Annotated in this window: 17 protein-coding genes; 13 read left to right on the plus strand and 4 right to left on the minus strand. The window is 31.5% G+C overall.

Annotated features, from left to right (window positions below):
- The first annotated feature begins 147 nt into the window (after positions 1-147).
- The 3 genes from VW161_RS01640 to VW161_RS01650 all read left to right on the plus strand — a co-directional run bounded on the left by VW161_RS01640 (position 148) and on the right by VW161_RS01650 (position 3,617).
- Complete coding sequence (locus VW161_RS01640) at positions 148-1,494, plus strand: RNase J family beta-CASP ribonuclease (protein WP_304085939.1); 1,347 nt, start codon at positions 148-150, stop codon at positions 1,492-1,494.
- Between the two features lie 111 nt (positions 1,495-1,605).
- Complete coding sequence (idsA, locus tag VW161_RS01645) at positions 1,606-2,601, plus strand: short chain isoprenyl diphosphate synthase IdsA (protein ID WP_304085937.1); 996 nt, start codon at positions 1,606-1,608, stop codon at positions 2,599-2,601.
- A gap of 236 nt (positions 2,602-2,837) precedes the next feature.
- Complete coding sequence (locus VW161_RS01650) at positions 2,838-3,617, plus strand: hypothetical protein (RefSeq protein ID WP_325192659.1); 780 nt, start codon at positions 2,838-2,840, stop codon at positions 3,615-3,617.
- A gap of 625 nt (positions 3,618-4,242) precedes the next feature.
- Here the strand turns inward: VW161_RS01650 and VW161_RS01655 are convergent.
- A complete protein-coding gene (locus tag VW161_RS01655) occupies positions 4,243-4,395 on the minus strand; it encodes a hypothetical protein (protein WP_304085933.1) in 153 nt (50 codons plus the stop codon).
- A gap of 116 nt (positions 4,396-4,511) precedes the next feature.
- Here VW161_RS01655 and VW161_RS01660 point away from each other — a divergent pair, with 116 nt between their 5' ends.
- The 6 genes from VW161_RS01660 (at position 4,512) to VW161_RS01685 (ending at position 10,765) form a co-directional block, all read left to right on the plus strand.
- The gene (locus VW161_RS01660) at positions 4,512-5,075 is read left to right on the plus strand and encodes a restriction endonuclease subunit S (protein ID WP_304093192.1); all 564 of its coding nucleotides are present in this window, start codon (positions 4,512-4,514) and stop codon (positions 5,073-5,075) included.
- 53 nt (positions 5,076-5,128) lie between these two features.
- Positions 5,129-6,958, plus strand: a complete 1,830-nt coding sequence (locus tag VW161_RS01665) for a type I restriction-modification system subunit M (RefSeq protein ID WP_325192660.1) — start codon at positions 5,129-5,131, stop codon at positions 6,956-6,958.
- Between the two features lie 774 nt (positions 6,959-7,732).
- The gene (locus VW161_RS01670; RefSeq protein WP_304102619.1) at positions 7,733-8,650 is read left to right on the plus strand and encodes a manganese-dependent inorganic pyrophosphatase; all 918 of its coding nucleotides are present in this window, start codon (positions 7,733-7,735) and stop codon (positions 8,648-8,650) included.
- Positions 8,651-8,750: 100 nt separating this feature from the next.
- A complete protein-coding gene (locus VW161_RS01675) occupies positions 8,751-9,014 on the plus strand; it encodes a zinc ribbon domain-containing protein (protein ID WP_325192661.1) in 264 nt (87 codons plus the stop codon).
- A gap of 12 nt (positions 9,015-9,026) precedes the next feature.
- Positions 9,027-9,437 (plus strand): hypothetical protein, encoded by a 411-nt coding sequence (locus tag VW161_RS01680; protein ID WP_304134950.1) that lies wholly within the window; start codon positions 9,027-9,029, stop codon positions 9,435-9,437.
- Positions 9,438-9,595: 158 nt separating this feature from the next.
- Positions 9,596-10,765 (plus strand): aldo/keto reductase, encoded by a 1,170-nt coding sequence (locus VW161_RS01685; RefSeq protein WP_325192662.1) that lies wholly within the window; start codon positions 9,596-9,598, stop codon positions 10,763-10,765.
- A gap of 77 nt (positions 10,766-10,842) precedes the next feature.
- On the opposite strand, the gene VW161_RS01690 is transcribed toward VW161_RS01685, so the two are convergent.
- Genes VW161_RS01690 through VW161_RS01700 form a run of 3 tightly spaced genes read right to left on the minus strand, consistent with a single transcriptional unit; the run spans position 10,843 to position 13,051 of the window.
- On the minus strand, positions 10,843-11,667 hold the full coding sequence (locus VW161_RS01690; RefSeq protein ID WP_325192663.1) for a class I SAM-dependent methyltransferase: 825 nt from the start codon (positions 11,665-11,667) through the stop codon (positions 10,843-10,845).
- Between the two features lie 20 nt (positions 11,668-11,687).
- Complete coding sequence (locus tag VW161_RS01695) at positions 11,688-12,503, minus strand: class I SAM-dependent methyltransferase (RefSeq protein ID WP_304085918.1); 816 nt, start codon at positions 12,501-12,503, stop codon at positions 11,688-11,690.
- Positions 12,504-12,550: 47 nt separating this feature from the next.
- A complete protein-coding gene (locus tag VW161_RS01700; protein WP_304085916.1) occupies positions 12,551-13,051 on the minus strand; it encodes a hypothetical protein in 501 nt (166 codons plus the stop codon).
- Between the two features lie 579 nt (positions 13,052-13,630).
- Between VW161_RS01700 and VW161_RS01705 the strand changes: the two genes are divergently transcribed.
- The 4 genes from VW161_RS01705 to VW161_RS01720 all read left to right on the plus strand — a co-directional run bounded on the left by VW161_RS01705 (position 13,631) and on the right by VW161_RS01720 (position 19,067).
- On the plus strand, positions 13,631-13,960 hold the full coding sequence (locus VW161_RS01705; RefSeq protein WP_304093614.1) for a TIGR04076 family protein: 330 nt from the start codon (positions 13,631-13,633) through the stop codon (positions 13,958-13,960).
- 581 nt (positions 13,961-14,541) lie between these two features.
- Positions 14,542-16,110, plus strand: a complete 1,569-nt coding sequence (locus VW161_RS01710) for a Cna B-type domain-containing protein (RefSeq protein WP_325192664.1) — start codon at positions 14,542-14,544, stop codon at positions 16,108-16,110.
- 80 nt (positions 16,111-16,190) lie between these two features.
- On the plus strand, positions 16,191-17,072 hold the full coding sequence (locus VW161_RS01715; protein WP_325192665.1) for a Cna B-type domain-containing protein: 882 nt from the start codon (positions 16,191-16,193) through the stop codon (positions 17,070-17,072).
- 324 nt (positions 17,073-17,396) lie between these two features.
- Complete coding sequence (locus VW161_RS01720) at positions 17,397-19,067, plus strand: glutamate--tRNA ligase (protein ID WP_304085911.1); 1,671 nt, start codon at positions 17,397-17,399, stop codon at positions 19,065-19,067.
- The last annotated feature ends 11 nt before the right edge of the window (positions 19,068-19,078 follow it).

A 19,078-nucleotide genomic window follows, 5' to 3' on the forward strand; every position in this document is an offset into this window, starting at 1 on the left:
TTTATTTTTTAATTTAAGAGTATTTACTCTTATTTTTAATTTATATGATTATTTTATACTCGATGAATTTTTATAAACTTAATTTACTTAATCATACTAATTATTTTACGGAAAAAACCACGGAAAAAAACAAAAAGGAGGCAATAAATGACTGTAGAAGTTATTGCAATTGGTGGATATGAAGAAGTAGGAAAGAACATGACTGCAGTAAAAGTCGGTGAAGATGTAATCATCTTTGATATGGGTATCCACTTAGACAGAATCAGCATTCACGAAGATACAGATATTGATAGAATGCATAGTTTGGATTTAATCGAAAGAGGAGTAATTCCAGACGATACAATCATGAAGGATGTAGACGGAAAAGTTAAGGGTATAGTGTTCTCACACGGTCACTTGGACCACATTGGTGCTGTTGCCAAATTGGCTCACAGATACGATGCGCCAATCATCGGAACCCCTTATACCACTGCATTAATTGAAAAGCAGATTAAAGGAGAACGTAAATTCAAGGTAAACAATCCAATCAGACCATTAAATCCTGGAAGCAAGATCAAGTTGTCCAAGGACATTACCTTAGAGTTTGTACAGTCCACTCACAGTATTCCTCAAGCGGTGTTCCCTGTATTGCACACCAATGAAGGAATAATCGTTTATGCATTGGACTTCAAGTTTGACAATCATCAAAAGGTTTCCCCACCCCCTGATTACAACAGGCTTAGGGAATTAGGTAGAAAAGGAGTATTGGCTCTTATTGTAGAGACTACCAATGCAATTAATTACACTGAAACCAGAACATACTCAGAAAAGGTTGCAAGAATAATTCTTGAAGACTTGATGAGAGAACCTTTAAAAGCAAAAGAAGGTATGATTGTAACCACTTTCTCATCTCATATTGAAAGGATTCAAACCATTGCAGACATTGCAAAGGACAGCGATAGGGAAATTTTCTTTTTAGGACGTTCAATGGAAAGGTTCTGTGGAATAGCACAAAACTTGGGAATCTTGAAATTACCTCCAAACGCTTATGTTTATGGATCTCCTAAAGCGGTCAATAAGGCGCTTATGAAGGCTGAAGAGGATAGGGACAAGTTCTTGCTTGTAACCACTGGTCACCAAGGTGAACCTGATGCATTGCTTCCAAGAATAGCAAGTGGAAGAACTCCATTCAATGTAAAGAAAGGAGATAATGTCATATTTTCAGCACCTATCATTCCAAATCCAACCAATGCTGCAAACAGACATATTCTTGAATCCAAACTAAAAGCAAATGGTGCAAGAATCTATGCAAATGCTCATGTTTCAGGGCACGCTGGTCGTGAAGACCACAGAGATTTCTTGAGAATGCTTAAGCCTAAGCACATCATTCCTGCTCACGGTGAGCTTGAAATGTTAGTTGCTTATGGAGAGCTTGCAGAGGAAGAAGGATACAGAATAGGAAACAATATTCATATTTTAAGAAATGCACAAGCCCAAGTCTTCAATGGCCACTAGTTAATTTAATTAACTTTTTTGGGCTTATTTTTCTAAAAAATCATTATTATCAATAATTTTTAATTAAGTATTTAATTAAGTTTTAATATATATTAGTCTAGAGGGAGAATTATGTCTGATGTTACTGATGTCTTAAAACAATATTCCAAAGATGTTGTAAAAACAATTGAAGAGAATCTTAGTGTTATTGAACCACAGGATTTACAGGATGCTTGTCTTTACTTAACTAAAGCTGGTGGAAAAATGCTTAGGCCAGCTCTCACTTTAATCTCTGCAGAAGCAGTTGGAGGAAAAATGGAAGATGCATTGAAAACTGCTGCTGCTTTAGAGCTTATTCATACTTTTTCACTTATTCATGACGATATCATGGATGATGATGACATGAGAAGAGGAATGCCTTCTGTACATAAGGTATGGGATGAACCTGTTGCTATTTTAGCAGGAGATACCTTATTCTCAAAAGCATTTGAAATGGTAATCGATTCCAAAGAGGAAAATGCAAACCCTGCAAATGTTGCAAATGCATTAGCTACTGTTGCAGATGCTTGTGTAAAAATCTGTGAAGGTCAAGCTTCTGATATGAGTTTCGAAGGAAACTTTGATGTGAAGGAAGCGGAATATTCTGAAATGATCTTTAAGAAAACCGGTGCATTAATTGCTGCAGCTACTAAAGCAGGAGCAATTATGGGTGGAGCAAATGACGAAACTGTAAATGCATTATACGAATATGGTCGTATGATTGGTACCGCTTTCCAAATCCAAGACGATTATTTGGATGTAATCAGTGATGAAAAGGATCTTGGAAAACCTGTAGGCAGTGATATCGCTAAAGGTAAGATGACTCTTATGGTTGTTAAGGCGTTAGCTGAATCTGAAGGCGAAGACCATGAAAGATTGCTTGAAATCTTAAAAGATGACAATTGTTCACAAGATATGGTAGATGAAGCAATTGATTTATTCAACAAATATGGTTCCATTGAATATGCTCACAATCTCGCTTTAGAAAACGTTGATGGTGCTAAGAAAGTACTCGAAATATTGCCTGACTCTGAAGCTAAAGCAATGCTTATCGCTTTAGCAGATTTTGTTATAGACAGGTCTTCTTAATTTAAGTATTTTCTCATTTTTCTTATTTTTTCTATTTTTATCATTATCTTTTTTACTTTTTCAATTTTTTATTCTTTATTTTAATAATTTTACCTATTTTGGCTCTTTTTATCTTTTTTTACTCTTTTTTGCCTAATTTTTTAAGTTAAGTTTATAAATCATTTAATTTAAATTAATAATTATAAAAACAAATTTTATTGCTAGTTTTAAATGAATTAGTTAATGGAGAGGTTTATGTGGATTTAAGACGTTTATTATTGGTATTTTTAGTAATTGCGGTGGTTTTAACTAGCTCTTTCTTTTTATTGAACTATGAGGAAACCATTAAATATAATAGGGTTAGCCTTACAAACTCCTCCAGCATTGACATGCCAATAAGTGATCAATCTACAAATGCAGTTATTAAAAATGGGATTTACCTTATTAATGACACTCAGCATGATTTGACTGTGATGTATTTCAATAGTGCACAAGGAAATCAGGTTGCAGCTGTTGAATTAGAGTATATCCGTAATGATTTTATTGCAAATTCCGTTCAGGAAACATTAGGAGATCAAACCATTTGGCATAATGAGGAAAATGGAACTTTTATGGCTTTCATTGGAAATCATGTTACCCATGACAATATCCTGATTATCTGTAAAGACCCTGAAATGCTTGAGCATATGATTGGTTCTGTTAAGTATCAATATTTCAATGAGGAAACAAACACTACAGAAACCATGACTGGTGAGAATCAAACTTCTGCAAATGCTACATCTAATCAAAGTGCAGTTAACACTGGAATTGACGGTACAAGTTCAGCTTCAAATCAATCCGGTTCATCAAATAATGTCCCTGCAGGTTATTATTGGTCTGGTCAGGATTCAGATTACATAAGGGAGTACACTGATTCTAAAGGTCTTTATCATATTGATCGTCTTCATGGTGACGATGAAGTCATTGATAAAGTGAACAATAAGCATTATACAAATGGTGTGGAAGATACAGAAGCATTTAATCAAGATTATAATTAATTTAATTATTATTATCATCTTTCTTTATTTTTCTTTTTATTTTAGTTTTATTTAATCTATTTACTCTTTTTTTTTTAATTTTTAACTTGTTTTTCTAATTTTCATATTTCCTATTTCATATTTCATATTTTTTCATCAAATATTATATGTCATATGATTTTAGAGTGGTGTCATTAAATTTAAGAACGAAACCTTTATATACTAGTTCGTGTATAATACTTATTGTGATTAGAAAAAACTTAAGTAAATTTTAAGTTGTGCTTATTTTTTTCAATCATTAAAAGTTTCATTAAAATTTAGAAACAAAAATGTTTCAATCAGTGAATTAGTGTAGTTTCAACCTCTCTCTTGTTTGTTTGACTTTAACACCTTTGCTATCTTATTCATGTATGCACTAAATTTTAATGGTTGATTAAAATAAGATCTAATCCAAATCAATTTACGCGAATTAGAAAAATGGTTAATTAAAAAGTAGGCAGAGATCAATCTTATGCATTATTCATAAGCTAAGGAATATGGTCCGGGGGTGAATTGTATTCCTTATGATTTGAATAGGAATTGGGGGTGATTCTTATTCAATCACTTGCTTGTGATGCTTTGTTCATATTTGATTCCTTTGAATGTACTAGAATATAATTTGGGGGTGAATTATATTCTTTAAGTTGGGATAGGAATTGGGGGTGATTCTTATCTTTTTGGAAAAAGGTAATAGGGGTGTTATCTTTTTTCCCATATTCTTTTCCTCTTTCATTATTCTATCATTTTCCATCTTTTCCATATTTTCATTTTTTTAATCTCTTTTTTCCAATTTTTGCCCTTAACTTTAAGAACAAGTAATTACAAAATAATATATGAAATATTATTTTTAGGTTATTTTAATCAATAGGTGAGTATATGATTAAAAATTATAAGTTTGGTGAAATTGCAGACATTTTCACTGGAATCCGAGTCAAACGTTATCAAAAAGGTATTACAGTAGAGAAGAAAATACTTAAGAAAACGTATGAAGACAGTTTAAAGATTGAAACTGAGGATGTAGAGGTTTCTGAGGACATAAATCCTAAGTTCTATTCAAGGAAAGATGACATTGTCATTTTGCTTGCAGGATCCACAGTAAGCAAGCTTGAAGAAGAGGGAATTATCATCCCTATGTATTATGCTGTTGTAAGGGTTAAGGAAGGATTTGATGTTGACTTCGTATATCACCTTCTTAAAAGTGACATTTTTCCAAGGGAATTGCATAAGATTGTGGAAGGAACTACCTTAAAAATCATCAAAACCACTCACCTAAAAGAGATTAACTTGCCTATTCCTGATTATGAAACTCAAGTTGAATATGGAAGATTGTTTAAATTGATGGACAAAAGAATCAATCTAAACCAAGAATTGATTGAATTGGAAAGACAGAATGAGAAATTTATCATGAAGGACTTATTAGAGAGATTAGAGGAAAACTAATTTCCAATGCTTGATTATAATTATTTTTATTATTTTAATTTAGGGGTTATGATATGGAGAACTTTTTAGGACGTCAATTATGGTCCATTTATGAAGATTTGAAAAGAGGAAACAGGATTGGTTTTTTAACTGATGATGAGTTTCAAAAGTATTTCCTAGGATTTATTTCCTATAAGTATCTCTCTGAAAAACTGGAGACTTACATCAATAACGAATTGAAAGCTGAAGGGCTTGACTTTGAAGAGGCATTTGGTCTTAAAGCTTTTAAAAAATCCTTAAGAGAAAAGTCAATTGAAGATATAGGCTACTTTTTAAGCCCTAGCCTTTTATATAGGAACATCGTATCTTCAAAGAATTATGGAAATATCATCATTGAAGAATTGGATAAGGCATTCACTGAAATCAGCGATTCTTCAGTGGGAAGGGAAAGCCAAGAGGATTTCCAGAACCTATTTGAAGGTGTGGACCTATATGCATCTCAATTGGGAAAGACAATAGATGATAAGAATAGGGTTGTTTTCAATATTTTAGATGCATTAGGGCCAGTGAACTTTGATTTGGATAAGGAAAGCCGAAATAACACTCTTTTAAGCAAATCAATTCTTGAAAATAGAAAATTCAATAGAAATGATTATTCAAATTCAAGGAAAAATGAAGGACGCTTGCGTTCAAGAAGAATGAATAGCATTACTGCTGATTTCAAGGATTTGAATTCATTAGTTGATGAAAAAATGGAACATAATCTAAAGTCTAATTATGCTTTAGAAGCAGATATGTTGGATCATGCATTAGATGAATACAGCTTAAGTGAGGATAGCCATCACAAAGATGAAAGCTATGAAAAGTATATTGATGATTTAATTGGAAACAGCTTTGAATATCTATTAAGCGAGTTTTCCTTGAATTCATCATATTCCTCTGATTACTATACTCCTAATGAGGTATCCACTTTAATAGCTAAGTTGATATCTTCCCAGAAATCAAAGCTTGAATCCGTTTATGACCCGTGTTGCGGTTCTGCTTCCTTGCTTTTAGAGATAAACAAGGAATTGGATTGTGATTTTATCTGTGGTCAGGAACTTAATGCATCATTCTATAATATTGCAAGAGAAAACATGATTCTTCATAATATCCACTATAAGGACTTTGACATTAAGCAAGGGGATACATTGGAACAGCCTCAGCATTTGGATTATACTTTTGATGCTGTAGTCTCTCAGATTCCATTCAATTCCAGATGGACTGCGGACAGGAGTTTTCTTGATGATGTTAGGTTTATGCAATACAATATTCTTCCACCACATTCAAAAGCGGATTATGCATTTATTCAGCATATGCTTTATCAATTGAATAATGATGGAATAATGATTGTTGTTGCTCCTCATGGAGTACTGTTCAGAGCTGCTTCTGAAGGAAAAATCAGAAGGATGATTGTTAAGAAATTCAATTATCTTGATGCAGTCATTGGACTTCCTGCAAATATGTTCTACAGCACAAATAATCCTGCATGTATGATGATTTTTAAGAAAAATAGGGATATTTATGATGATGTTCTATTCATTGATGCTTCCAAAGGATTCGATAGGACCAAATTAATCAACTATTTACAGGAAGAGGACATTTCTAAAATCGTAAGCACTTATAAATATAGGGAAGAAATAGAAGGATATTCCCACAGAGCAAGCTTATATGACATAGAAAGGAATGATTTCAATTTAAACATTCCTCGTTATGTTGACACTTATGAGAATGAAGAGGAAGTCATTGACTCTGATGAGTTGGTATCAAGACATAAATATGTTAGTGAAGAGATCAAAAAGGTTACAAAAGAGATTGAAGAGACCTATAAAGAGTTAAATATTTCAAATGACTTATTTAGGTAGCTTATCTTATCACAGATTATATGGTCTTTTTTCTTTCTATTTCTTTTATTTTTTCCTTTCTATTTCTTTTATTTTTTCTTATTTTTTTATTTTTTTATTCATTTATTTTCAAATGCTCTTGGCATATTGGCTTATATTTATTCAAATAATAGTATATTCAAGGAACGTGTATTTTTTGGTGAAACAATTTTAATAATCTTTAAAATAAATTCATTGGAAATTACAGTTTCTTCACGGAAAATACTTAAAACTACGAATTCCATCAAGGATCTATTATTGCATAATAGCTCTTTGATGAAAATTCTTCTGATTATTCTAAATAACACTCTATAAAAACATTACATTCGTCTTATCTCTATTTAGAATAATCAAAATTTTTTTTAAATAAAATAAAATAATATCTTACTTTTTTTAATTATATTTAGTTTTTTCAAAATTCTTTGATATTTTTAAGGTTTATAAGACAGTTTTTTCCACTATTAATAGCAAACTATTTATATAAATAATAAATATACTTATATACATAGAATTATTAACTATACTCTTAGAATATTCTTTTAACATATCACCCCCTTTACATTAGTTTCTAGTTTTCTTTTTTTGGTATAGTTTATAATTCAGGTTTAGAGCTTAGATTTTTTAATCTAAGTTCTAAACATTAATCTTTTTAATTAACTTTTTTTAAATTTTCATAAATATTTAATAATGTGAAAGGTCAAAATTATAATTGTTATTTTGATAAAAATTTATCCAATTTATTATTAGGTGAAAAAGATGAGTAAAACTTATATTTTTGGTCATAAAAGTCCAGATACTGATTCAATTACCTCAAGTCTTGTAATGGCTGATTTAGAAACTAAATTAGGTAATGACGTTGTTGCATGCAGATTAGGTAGTCTTAACAAGGAAACTGAATATGTATTGAATTACTTTGATATTGAAGCTCCTGAATTAATTGAAAAAATTGAGGATGATGCAGAAGTTATTTTAGTGGATCATAACAGTCCAAGCGAATCTGTTGACAATATAGAAAATGCTAAAATCATAAAGGTCGTTGACCATCACAAAATAGCTTTTGAAACTTCTTATCCTTTATTTGTCAGAACAGAACCTGTTGGATGTACTGAAACCGTTTTATTAAAGTTATATAAGGAAAACGGATTCACTCCAGATAAAACCATTGCATCCTTGATGTTATCTGCAATTATTTCTGACACATTGCTTTTAAAATCTCCAACCACCACTGAAGATGATAAAGATGCAGTTAAAGAGCTTGCAGAAATCGCTGAAATTGATTATGAATCTTATGGATTGGAAATGTTAAAGGCAGGAACTGACTTATCCAGTTTCTCTATTCCTGAAATCTTAAGCTTAGATGCAAAGCAAATTGATTTTAAGGATGTCAAATCCATTGTAAATCAAGTGAACACTGCAGATATTGCTGATGTAATGGAAATGAAAGCGGATTTGGAAGCAGGAATGGAAAAAATCATCGAAGAAGAGAATTTAGACTTGTTCATGCTTTTAATCACTGATATTGTAAACAGCAATTCCCAAGCCATTGCACTTGGTAAGGATGCGGCACTTGTAGAAAAAGCTTATGGAGTTAAATTAGAAGATAACACTGTCTTATTGGAAGGAGTTGTCTCCCGTAAGAAACAAGTGGTCCCTATTATGACTGAAAATGCTTAAACGGCATTTTTGGTTTCAATTTTTTAATTTTTTAATTTTTTAGTTTATTTTTATTTTTTGATTTCATTTTTTTAAAAATTTTATTATGAGGGGGTAAAAAATGTCAAAGTTTTGTCCAAATTGCGGTCATGAAAATAAGGATGTTGCTACATTCTGTGGAAATTGTGGAAGTAAATTGGTTTCTCCAGATTTCAGCACAAATTTAAGAGATAATGGATCTTCCACTAATAATTCAACTACCACTACAACCACTACAACCACTGCAAATACCAGCAGCACTTCTGGTTCCAATGATCTTGGTTCTGTATGTTGTGGTGTGCTTATAATCTTATTTATAATAATTCTTATCATGTCAATAGGATAATCTAGGGATAGAATGGATTTCAATCAATTTGGGGACAATTTAGAGGATTCCGCTAATTTTTTAATAGAAAAATTAAAGGAATTGCATCCTTGGGATGAGGAATGGAAATATAATATTGCAGTTATATTAGTTCCTGTATATGATGAGGAAATTGGTAAATTCAAGGAATATTTGGAATCTGTTGGTTTGGATTTCACTGAAGAGAATTTCGAAAATATCCTTAAGTTCTCATCCATTTTAACTAAAGACCAAGTCAAGCTCCTATTTATGGGGGATTTGGCAGATATTCCATTGATTTATGATGGAAAATATTTAAGTGATGATGAAAGGATTGATCTATTGGTTGAATACAAGACACGCTTAAGGAAAGTTGAGCCTAACTTGTATCTGTTCTTTAATCATGTGGAAAATTATTTGGATTAGCTATTTTTTAGCTTTATTTTTTAGCTTTATTTTTTAGATTAAATTTTTTTATCTTTCTTCCTATTTCTTATTTTTTATATTTTTAATACTTTTTTTAGCTATTTTTATATATTCGAAAAACATATTATAATTAATTAAATGTTGTTTTAGGTGACACAATGTTTTATAGAAAATTAGGAAAAACTGATTTAGAAGTATCTAATTTAGGTTTTGGATGTATGCGTTTACCTCATAAGGAGCATTTTTATGAAATTGATGAGGTTGAAGCTGCAAAGATGTTCGATTATGCAATTGAGCATGGAGTAAATTATTTTGATACTGCTTATTCTTTTCATAGTAAAAACAGGAACTTAGGAGGAAACGCTGAGCCGTTTTTAGGCAAGTACCTTGCTGAAAGAGGCATTCGTGATGATGTTATTATACAGACCAAATTACCTGGATGGTTAGTGAACAAAAGGGAAGATATGGACAAGTTCCTTGATTTGCAACTCGAAAGATTGCAGACTGATTATATTGACATTTACATGCTGCATTCACTTAAAATTGACTTCTGGAATAAGTTATATGGTATGGATGTATTGGAATTCTTAGACTCAATCCTTGAAGATGGAAGAGCTAAATATGTAGGTTTCTCATTCCACGATGATCTGGATGTTTTCTTTAACATTATGGATTCCTATGATAAGTGGGATGTTATATTGACTCAAGTGAACTACCTTGATGAGGATTATAAGAGCGGTCTTGGCGGTTTGGAGTTTGTCGGAATGGCAGGGCTTGGAAATGTAATTATGGAACCGTTGAGAGGTGGAAGCCTAATCAATAATATTCCTGATGAGGTTCAAGCACTATGGGATACTGCTGATAAGAAAAGAACTCCTGTTGAATGGGCATTCGAGTATTTATGGGATAAGCCTCTTGTAACTTCTGTATTCAGTGGTATGAGCAATATGGATCAAGTGAAACAGAACATAACCATTGCAGAAAGCTGTGATGTTAATTCCATGAGCGAGCATGATAGGCAAATCCTAAAGGATGTCACTCAAGTATATAAGTCAAGGGAAGAGATTCCATGTACCGGATGCAGATACTGTATGCCTTGTCATAATAGGGTGGACATTCCGCACTGTTTCAAGCAGTATAATATTGCAAAAAGCTTGGATTATATTGATAAGACTGCAGCTCCTTATTTCTGGCTAGTTAATAAGGATGAGCGTGCAGATAGCTGTACTTTCTGTGGTGAGTGTAATATCCAATGTCCACAAGGAATTGATATCCCTGCAGAAATGGAAAAGGTGTTTGATTTTTTCCATGATGAAGACTATGTATAAAATTTCTTTTTCATTTTATTTTCTATTTTTCTATTCTTTTATATTTTCTTATTTTCTTATTTTTTATTTTTTATTAATTATTCATCTTTTTTCCACCAAATCAATACTAAATCTGTTTTGTCTTTAGGATTAACCCAGTTTCCTCTCTCATTTTTAACGAATATGTCTTTAAAATAATTTTCTAAAGCAATTCTGTTTTCCTCTTCTAGTTCTCCAAGTCTCCAAATGGATCTTTCAATTGCTTCCTCTATGCTATGGTATTCCTTAAGTTTTTCGCATTCCAATTGAAGAACATTCGCTTCAATTCCAAGACTTCTTAAGAGCATGACTAAAACCATATGGTCTGTTCCTGCCTTAAATGGTTTTCCAGCAATTTCTGCCTTTTCCTTTTTGTATTTATGAGTTGATGAACCAAAAACAGTTATGTAAACGTATTTGTTAGCTATTTCATTAAGTGTTATGAGTGTATCCTTGATATTATATATTCCATTCAGGCATCTGGATGCAAGTACAATATCGTAATCTCCAATGGATCCATAAGTCAAGTCATTTATATCCTTTTGAATGGTTTTTACATTGCTTAATCCCTCATCTGCTGCTTTCCTATTTAGTTCTTCAAGCATCAATTTGGATTTATCGATTCCAGTGATGGACTTTGCTTTTTTAGCTATTTTTCTGGTTATTGTACCTTCTGCACAACCTATATCAAGAACTGTATCATTAGAAGATAGTTTCATTTCATTGAGCAAAACATCTGGGTAATCATCATTTTCAAGCCATTTGCCGTATTCAGTAGCTATCTTATCCCAATCCTTTTCCTTTTTGAATCCTTTCTTAAGGGATTTCTGCCAAATGCATTCCCAATCAATCTCTGAATATTTGATTTCATCTTCTAATCTCATGATAATCCACTATAATTTGTTTATTTTTTCCACCAGTACAATACCCAGTCTGCCTTGTCATCAGGATTGGAAAGCTTTCCATTTTCACCTCTTTCTAAGATATTTTCAAGGTATTTGTAAAGTTCTTCCTTTTCCTCATCGTTTAGATAATCCAATCTCCATTTTCCGCTTTCCATTGCCTCTTCAATGCTTTCATACTCTCTTTCTTTTCCAATATTCAGGTTTTCAACATTAGGATAGATTCCCATATCCACAAGTATATTGAAGAAGTATCTGTGTGATGGAAATTCAAAGTATTCCTTATTTATTGATTGGTAGAATTCCTTTTCAAGTTTCCAATTGTTTGGTCCAAAAAGGGTTATGTAAACATACTTATCAGCTATTTCGTCAATATTTGCAATGGTTTCCTTTATATTTAGGACACCATTCAATGATCTTGAAGCCACTATAATATCGTGTTTTCCCACATCATCAATTGTGATTTTAGTTAAATCCTCTTCAATTGTCTTGATATTGTTTATTTCCTCTTTTTGAGCTTTTTCATTCAATATTTCAAGCATCTTATATGCAGAATCGACTCCTGTAACTGATTTTGCTAATTTAGCAAGTGGAATTGTTATGCTTCCTTCACCGCATCCCAAGTCAAGAACAGTGTCTTCTTTAGAGATATCCATCTTTTCCAACAATTTGATGGGGTAATCATCCTTTTTAGCGGATTTTCCAAAATTAGGGGCTCTCTTATTCCAGTCCTTTGACCTGTCCTCTTTTGCCTCTAGTTTCTCTCTCCAAAATTGAGCCCAATCGATTTCTTCAGGACCATTGATTTGATAAGTCATTTTTTCACCAAAAATGGGATTTTGCTTTTTTTAACTTAATTAATTATTTAATCCTTGTTTTCAGCTTTCATTTGCTTTTGAACTTCATAAACGTCAGAGACGGCTAATGTTCTTTTAAAGTCAAAACGGAAGTTTTCAATGATGGAGCCTAACTCTCTCATTGTTGATTCGAACTTTTCAGTCTTTACAGGTATGTCGCATAAGCTGTCAATGCTTTGTCCAAGCTCATCAATGTACTTTGGAAATGTCTCATTAGCATGATTGAAGAATACGTCATATTCCTCGGGGTTTTCGATATTGTCGTTTCTTATGTTTTCTTTTATCTTTTCATAAAAGTCATTGTAGTAGGAATAGCTTTCCCTAAATGAGTCAAGCAATTCAGCAATTCTATCAGACATCTTGTCCACACAATTCTCTTTGGTTTCTTGAGTAGCGTCTGTTGCAAGGAGTGGCATATTTGCTCTAAATAGCAATCCTACATCACTTAAATTTTTATTTAAACCATTAATAGCTTTTTCAAAAGAATCTATATCTAATCTTCCATCCATTTTAAATTCCACCCATTATCTTTTAGTATTTGTAAATTACTTTTTTGTTCATAGAGAATTTTCATTTATTTTTCAAGATATACAATAGATAATTTTTAACAATTATTCCTTTATATATTGATGATTTTCATCATTGAATGTCTGTCTTGAAAAAATTGATTTAATCTCTTCATCATATAATTTTATTATTTGCCTAATATTTATAATTAGTTTATTTTTTTACAATTCTTTATAAAGAAAATCCATTATTTGACAAAAATTTTCATATATTGGAGAGAGGTGTGTTTCTACTGTAAAATTTTTGCAATTTTGTTTGGTAAAAACATTTTTCGATTTTGAAATTTCTTAATTGAAAAATCAGCATTTTTTACATAGTTTCATATAGTAAATTTTTCAATAAATTTTTCATTCATTTTAATTAAAAAGATGATTGATTAAATCATATTTATTCATCAATACTTATAAAAATATTAATCATTTATTCATTTATATTAATTTATATCATAAATCTTATTTATTTAGTGTAACTCATCCATCATAACATTAATTATAATTACTAAAAACAACTAATTTGTAATTATGGAGAAAGTTAAGATTACAATTTTAAAAACTACATTTCAAGAAGATCTTGCTAAGGATTATGGTGTTGAAGGATTATCTATCTGTCCCTTGATGAAAGAGGGTGAAGTCTATTATGCAGATTATGCAAAACCTGATGGATTTTGTGATGAAGCGTGGAAGGCCATTTATCAATATGTTTTTGCATTGGCTCATGGTGCAAGCGAAATATGGTATTATGAAGACTGGATTAAAACCCCTGGAGTAGCTATTGTATCTTGCAATGATGGATTAAGACCAGTTATAATGAAGCTTGAAACAACAGACATCGATTCTAATTTAGAAAATTGATTTAATCAGATATATTTAGGTATAACTAAATAATTTTTCTTTATTTTGCTAAAGGGGCAATTATATCAAATAATTTAAATATCAAAATGCTTAAAAATTATATTGTCTGATAAATATTGTTGCTAAACCTATTTATTAGATTTGCCTATCTAATATGTTTGTAATTTTATTACATTCATATTAGATTTATACCTAAATTTAATAAACTTTTTTTTAAAAATTATTCATTTTTACATATCTATTTTTTAAACATTATCTAACTAATGTAATATTAATTAAACAAAAGTTAAATAGTTAGTCTATGGGTTGTTTTTTTCATATAATCCTTATTAAAATAAATGAACATGACTATACCAAGTTAAGTATTTATAATAAAAGCACCATACATTGTATAGGAAAATGGTGATTTTCTAGGGTGATATCTAATTGTTTTTGAATGAATAAAATTCTTATTCATTTAAAGAATTATTTATTTTAAAAAATTTTTTTGAGATCTTTTTTTTTTTAATTCTGGATTTATTGCTATTTTTTGATGCAAAAACAAAATTATTTTATTTTTCTGTTTTTCGGAAGTGAAATTTATGAGATTTAAAAATAATATTTGTTTCATGCTTATTATGGCTTTTATACTGCTATTAACTGTGAGCTTATTTTCAGCATCTGAAGTTGATAGTGATGTTGGAGTCATAAGAAATGACAATGAATTACTTGCATCTAATGTTGGTTATGTGGAAAATGGAGTACCATCTGACTTGAATTTAAAATCAACCGAAAATGTTGAAATGGATGATTCTGTCAAATTAAGCTCAAATCAAGCAGACTCTCTTGGTGAAGATGGAATTGATGATGAACAAATTGATTACCAAGATGTCAATGGCATGGAATTAATTCCATCAGAAAACCCTATTGTTTCTGAAGATACTTATAGTGTAATTTTTGATTGGGTTGAAGGATATGGCACTGATTATGCCCCTGATTCATATTATGAGAATCCTTGGCTAATGAATGATACTACATGGACTTATTGTATTGAACCTGGTCTATCAGGTGCTGATGGGTATTATTATGGGGCACCTGGACCATACAAAAGGATCACTTTAACTGATGAACAGTTAATCCATCCGGAAACTGGTGAGGATGTATTGCCTTATATCAGGACATTTTTATACTATCATTACAATGATACTGAAAACTTCACTACAGTAAGCAGTGGTAAGGTATCATTCCCTAATGTGCTATGGGCTTTTACTGGTAGCCAAGATTATAATAATCCTGAAAGTTATTATAATAGACAACCATATACCGATCCTTCATGGACTTATGTAAAGGAAACTATTGATATGGTCAAATCTGGCAATGGAATCCCTAACAGTGGAAGTTTCCATGATACTGGTTTAACATATCAATTCTATTTGTATTCTTCCGTCAATGGACATTATCAAAACATCATTGGTTTTAATCTATTCACTAATCTTAGTGTGATTAAGGAATGGAATGATTATGATAATATAACTAATTTAAGGCCTGAAAGCATTAATGTTGATTTATATTCTGATGGTGAACCTTTTATAAGGGGAGTTACTATAGACAGTAACAATAATTGGGAATATACTTTTAACAATTTGCCTCTTTATTCAATTTCAAACTTGACTGCTCCAATCAATGCAGATAATTATAAAATAGAAACTGTATTGGAAGATGACTTTGATGTAACTATTAAAAAAGTATGGCCTGATGATTACTCTAGTAGACCATCCAGGATATATGTGAACATATCTGCTGATGGTAAAGATCTTGGACGTGTACGTTTAGATAGGAGTAATGATTATACAACAACCATACCAAATTTCAATAAGTATGATGCTGAAGACGGTCATGAAATTAATTATGAATTCATTGATTTAAATTATCCTGGATCATTTGATATTACCAAATCTGAAATTTATCAGGTAAAACACATTAAAGTAAGTTTAACCAATGATGAATTGAAACAAACAGGAAAATCAATTGAGTTAGTTTCCGATGGATTAATTTATGCTGGGGCAATTTTAGAAGAGGCAAATGATTGGACTTATACCTTCTTAAATCTGGATAAGGATAGCAATGTTGATATACGTGAAAGATTGGATTCAAATGGGTTGTGCATTTAGCAAATTACACCATTAAAGAGTATGATGTTCGTTAGTATCTATCTTCTGTATCTAGTAATTCCACTAGCATTAATCCATTAATGCCATCTGAAACAAAATTCTTTGATGATACTGAAGAAAAAATTATATCAAGTATAAAAATTACAAATAAACTTGAATTGATTAATCTTACTGTCTCAAAGGTTTGGGATGATAAAGAAGATTTCTATGGAAAAAGACCTTCTGATGTAACTATTAATGTTTTCGAAAATGGTGAAATCGTTAAGTCTATTGTTCTCAATAAGGATAATGGATGGAAATTCGAACTAAAGAATTTGCCTAAATATGACAATGGCAAATTAATCAATTATTCTATTGATGAGGTCAATATAACCTATTACCATTACAAGATTGAAGAAAATGGAGATTATTCGTTCACTGTTACAAATACATTGAATAAAGTGCATGTATTGAAATGGTCTTGGAAATTGATTTCTAAGAAAGAACCTAAGAAAGAACCTAAAAAAGGCAACTTTTCAGTTAAAGAGAAATTAGGTAATGGCAAGAAAATTGGCAAATACCAATCAAAGAATGCTGTTTCTAATAAAAACAAGAAATCAATTTCATGGGATAGAAATCAAAGAAAACATTTCAAAAGCTATTCCGAGACTGAACAAAAGCATATATTATTCATTAAGTTATATAATGAATTTTTATTCGGTAATATGACTTTTGAGGATTTTGTTGCTATTCTCAAGGAAAATGGCATTAAATTGGAAGAAAGTAACAATTGGGATTCCAATGGTACTTTAGAATTCGATTATGATAAAATTGAGGATGTGCCTGATTCTATTGAATTATCCGATAATAGCGATCATTTTGAGGATTCAAGTGATAAAATTGACAAGGATAAGCCAGTCAGTGATTCTGGTGAAATAGATTCTGGAGAAGTAGAGGTAGAAGAGGTATATGTGGAGGAATAATTCTCCTTTTTACTTCGATATCTCTCTAAATCCTTGCTTAGAAGCTATAGTCAAAACCAATTATTAGATGTTTGATTCATTATAAAATTTTATTTTATTTTTTTCTTTTTTTCTTTTTTTATTTAATTTATTTTAGCATTGTCATTTTTAATTTTTGATTTTTTTAAATTTTTTTCATTTTTTTCATTTTTTTCATCGTAATATTTTTAATAAATAGATTATATATTTAATAATGTATATTTTTATAACTAATTTAATAATATGCTAAGGCATAGTTTAATCATTATAATTAATTAGTTCTATCACGTTTTAAGATGTGTTTTTATGGATGAATTAGAAGAAATTGTATTTAAACATGCATTATTGAATGCAGCTAAACATAATGGAAATGCGAATCCTGGAGCTGTTATGGGTTCCATTATGAGCAGTGAACCTGAACTTAGGCCAAGAGCTAAGGAAATAGGGCCCTTATCCGGAAAGATTGTGGCTCAAGTGAATGCACTTTCACTAGAGGAACAGAAAGCTAAAATGGAAGAATTTGGAGTTGCTGTTGAAGAGAAAAAACAAAAGAAAGAAGAAGGTCTTCCAAAGCTTCCAGGTAAGAACAAGGATGTTGTAATGCGTTTTGCTCCAAACCCAAGTGGTCCATTGCATATTGGACATGCAAGGGCAGCTATTCCTAATGGGGAATATGTAAAGAAATGTGGCGGTAAATTCATATTGAGAATTGAGGATACAGATCCAAAACGTATTTACGAACCTGCTTATGAATTGATTCAAGAGGATTTGAAATGGTTAGGTATCGAGCCTGATGAAGTCTACTACCAAAGTGACCGTTTTGAAATCTATTACCAATACGCTGAAGAGCTAATCAAGCGCGGAGCAGCATATATGTGTACCTGTGATGGTGGAGAGTTCAAAAAGCTTAAGGATAATTGCCAAGCTTGTCCATGCAGAGACAATACTGTGGAAGAGAATATGGAACTTTGGAAAAAGTTCCCTGAAATGGAAGCAGGTGAAGCTGTTCTTAGAGTAAAAACTGATATAAATCATAAGAATCCTGCTATTCGTGATTGGGTGGCAATGAGAATTGTTGAAGAGGAACACCCAAGAATGGGCACCAAATACAGAGTATATCCTATGATGAACTTCTCAGTGTCTGTAGATGACCATTTGCTTGGAATGACCCATGTATTAAGAGGTAAGGACCACCTTGCAAACAGTGAAAAGCAAAAGTATCTTTATCAGCATATGGGTTGGGAAATTCCTGAGTTTATCCATTACGGAAGACTGAAAATGGAAGACATTGCACTCAGTACTTCCAAAGCTATGGCTGGAATTGAAGACGGCACTTACAGTGGATGGGATGATCCAAGACTTGGAACCTTAAAAGCTATTGCAAGAAGAGGAATCCAACCTGAAACTATCACTCAATTGATGGTTGAAATAGGTATCAAAATGTCTGACTCTGCAATCAGTTGGAAAAAGATTTATGGATTAAACAGAAATATCATTGAGCAAAAGGTAAACAGGTATTTTTTTGTTCCAAATCCTGTAAAAATAGATATTGCTGATGTGCCTGAGGATGATTTAGGATTAGCTATTGAAAGGCCATTGCATCCTGACTTTGAGGAAAGGGGAAACAGAACCCTTGTATTCAACAGGGAAGTCTATATCCCTGAAGCTGATTTGACTGATGGAATCAGCCGTTTGATGGATGCAGTAAATGTTGAAATCAAGGATGGAACTGCATCATTCCACAGCAAATCCTTTGAAGATGCAAGAGAAGCGAAAGCGAGAATCATCCAATGGGTTCCAACTGATGCAATTAAAGCTAAGGTTGTTATGGATGACGCATCTGTTACTGAAGGTCTTTGTGAAATTGACTGCAATGACTTGAAAGTTGGAGACATTGTCCAATTTGAAAGATTCGGATTTGCTAGACTTGATGAGATAAAAGATGATGAATTGATTTTCTATTATGCTCATAAATAGAGCATAAATTT

This window comes from Methanobrevibacter ruminantium, from assembly GCF_016294135.1.
In the GTDB taxonomy this organism is placed as follows: domain Archaea; phylum Methanobacteriota; class Methanobacteria; order Methanobacteriales; family Methanobacteriaceae; genus Methanobrevibacter; species Methanobrevibacter ruminantium_A.

Coding starts and splice junctions, on each gene's coding strand:
- VW161_RS01640 (WP_304085939.1), top strand. CDS start 148: ATGACTGTAGAAGTTATTGCAATTGGTGGATATGAAGAAGTAGGAAAG.
- VW161_RS01715 (WP_325192665.1), top strand. CDS start 16,191: ATGCCATCTGAAACAAAATTCTTTGATGATACTGAAGAAAAAATTATA.
- VW161_RS01670 (WP_304102619.1), top strand. CDS start 7,733: ATGAGTAAAACTTATATTTTTGGTCATAAAAGTCCAGATACTGATTCA.
- idsA (WP_304085937.1), top strand. CDS start 1,606: ATGTCTGATGTTACTGATGTCTTAAAACAATATTCCAAAGATGTTGTA.
- VW161_RS01675 (WP_325192661.1), top strand. CDS start 8,751: ATGTCAAAGTTTTGTCCAAATTGCGGTCATGAAAATAAGGATGTTGCT.
- VW161_RS01660 (WP_304093192.1), top strand. CDS start 4,512: ATGATTAAAAATTATAAGTTTGGTGAAATTGCAGACATTTTCACTGGA.
- VW161_RS01665 (WP_325192660.1), top strand. CDS start 5,129: ATGGAGAACTTTTTAGGACGTCAATTATGGTCCATTTATGAAGATTTG.
- VW161_RS01705 (WP_304093614.1), top strand. CDS start 13,631: ATGGAGAAAGTTAAGATTACAATTTTAAAAACTACATTTCAAGAAGAT.
- VW161_RS01710 (WP_325192664.1), top strand. CDS start 14,542: ATGAGATTTAAAAATAATATTTGTTTCATGCTTATTATGGCTTTTATA.
- VW161_RS01720 (WP_304085911.1), top strand. CDS start 17,397: ATGGATGAATTAGAAGAAATTGTATTTAAACATGCATTATTGAATGCA.
- VW161_RS01700 (WP_304085916.1), bottom strand. CDS start 13,051: ATGGATGGAAGATTAGATATAGATTCTTTTGAAAAAGCTATTAATGGT.
- VW161_RS01685 (WP_325192662.1), top strand. CDS start 9,596: ATGTTTTATAGAAAATTAGGAAAAACTGATTTAGAAGTATCTAATTTA.
- VW161_RS01695 (WP_304085918.1), bottom strand. CDS start 12,503: ATGACTTATCAAATCAATGGTCCTGAAGAAATCGATTGGGCTCAATTT.
- VW161_RS01690 (WP_325192663.1), bottom strand. CDS start 11,667: ATGAGATTAGAAGATGAAATCAAATATTCAGAGATTGATTGGGAATGC.
- VW161_RS01680 (WP_304134950.1), top strand. CDS start 9,027: ATGGATTTCAATCAATTTGGGGACAATTTAGAGGATTCCGCTAATTTT.
- VW161_RS01655 (WP_304085933.1), bottom strand. CDS start 4,395: ATGGAAAAGATGGAAAATGATAGAATAATGAAAGAGGAAAAGAATATG.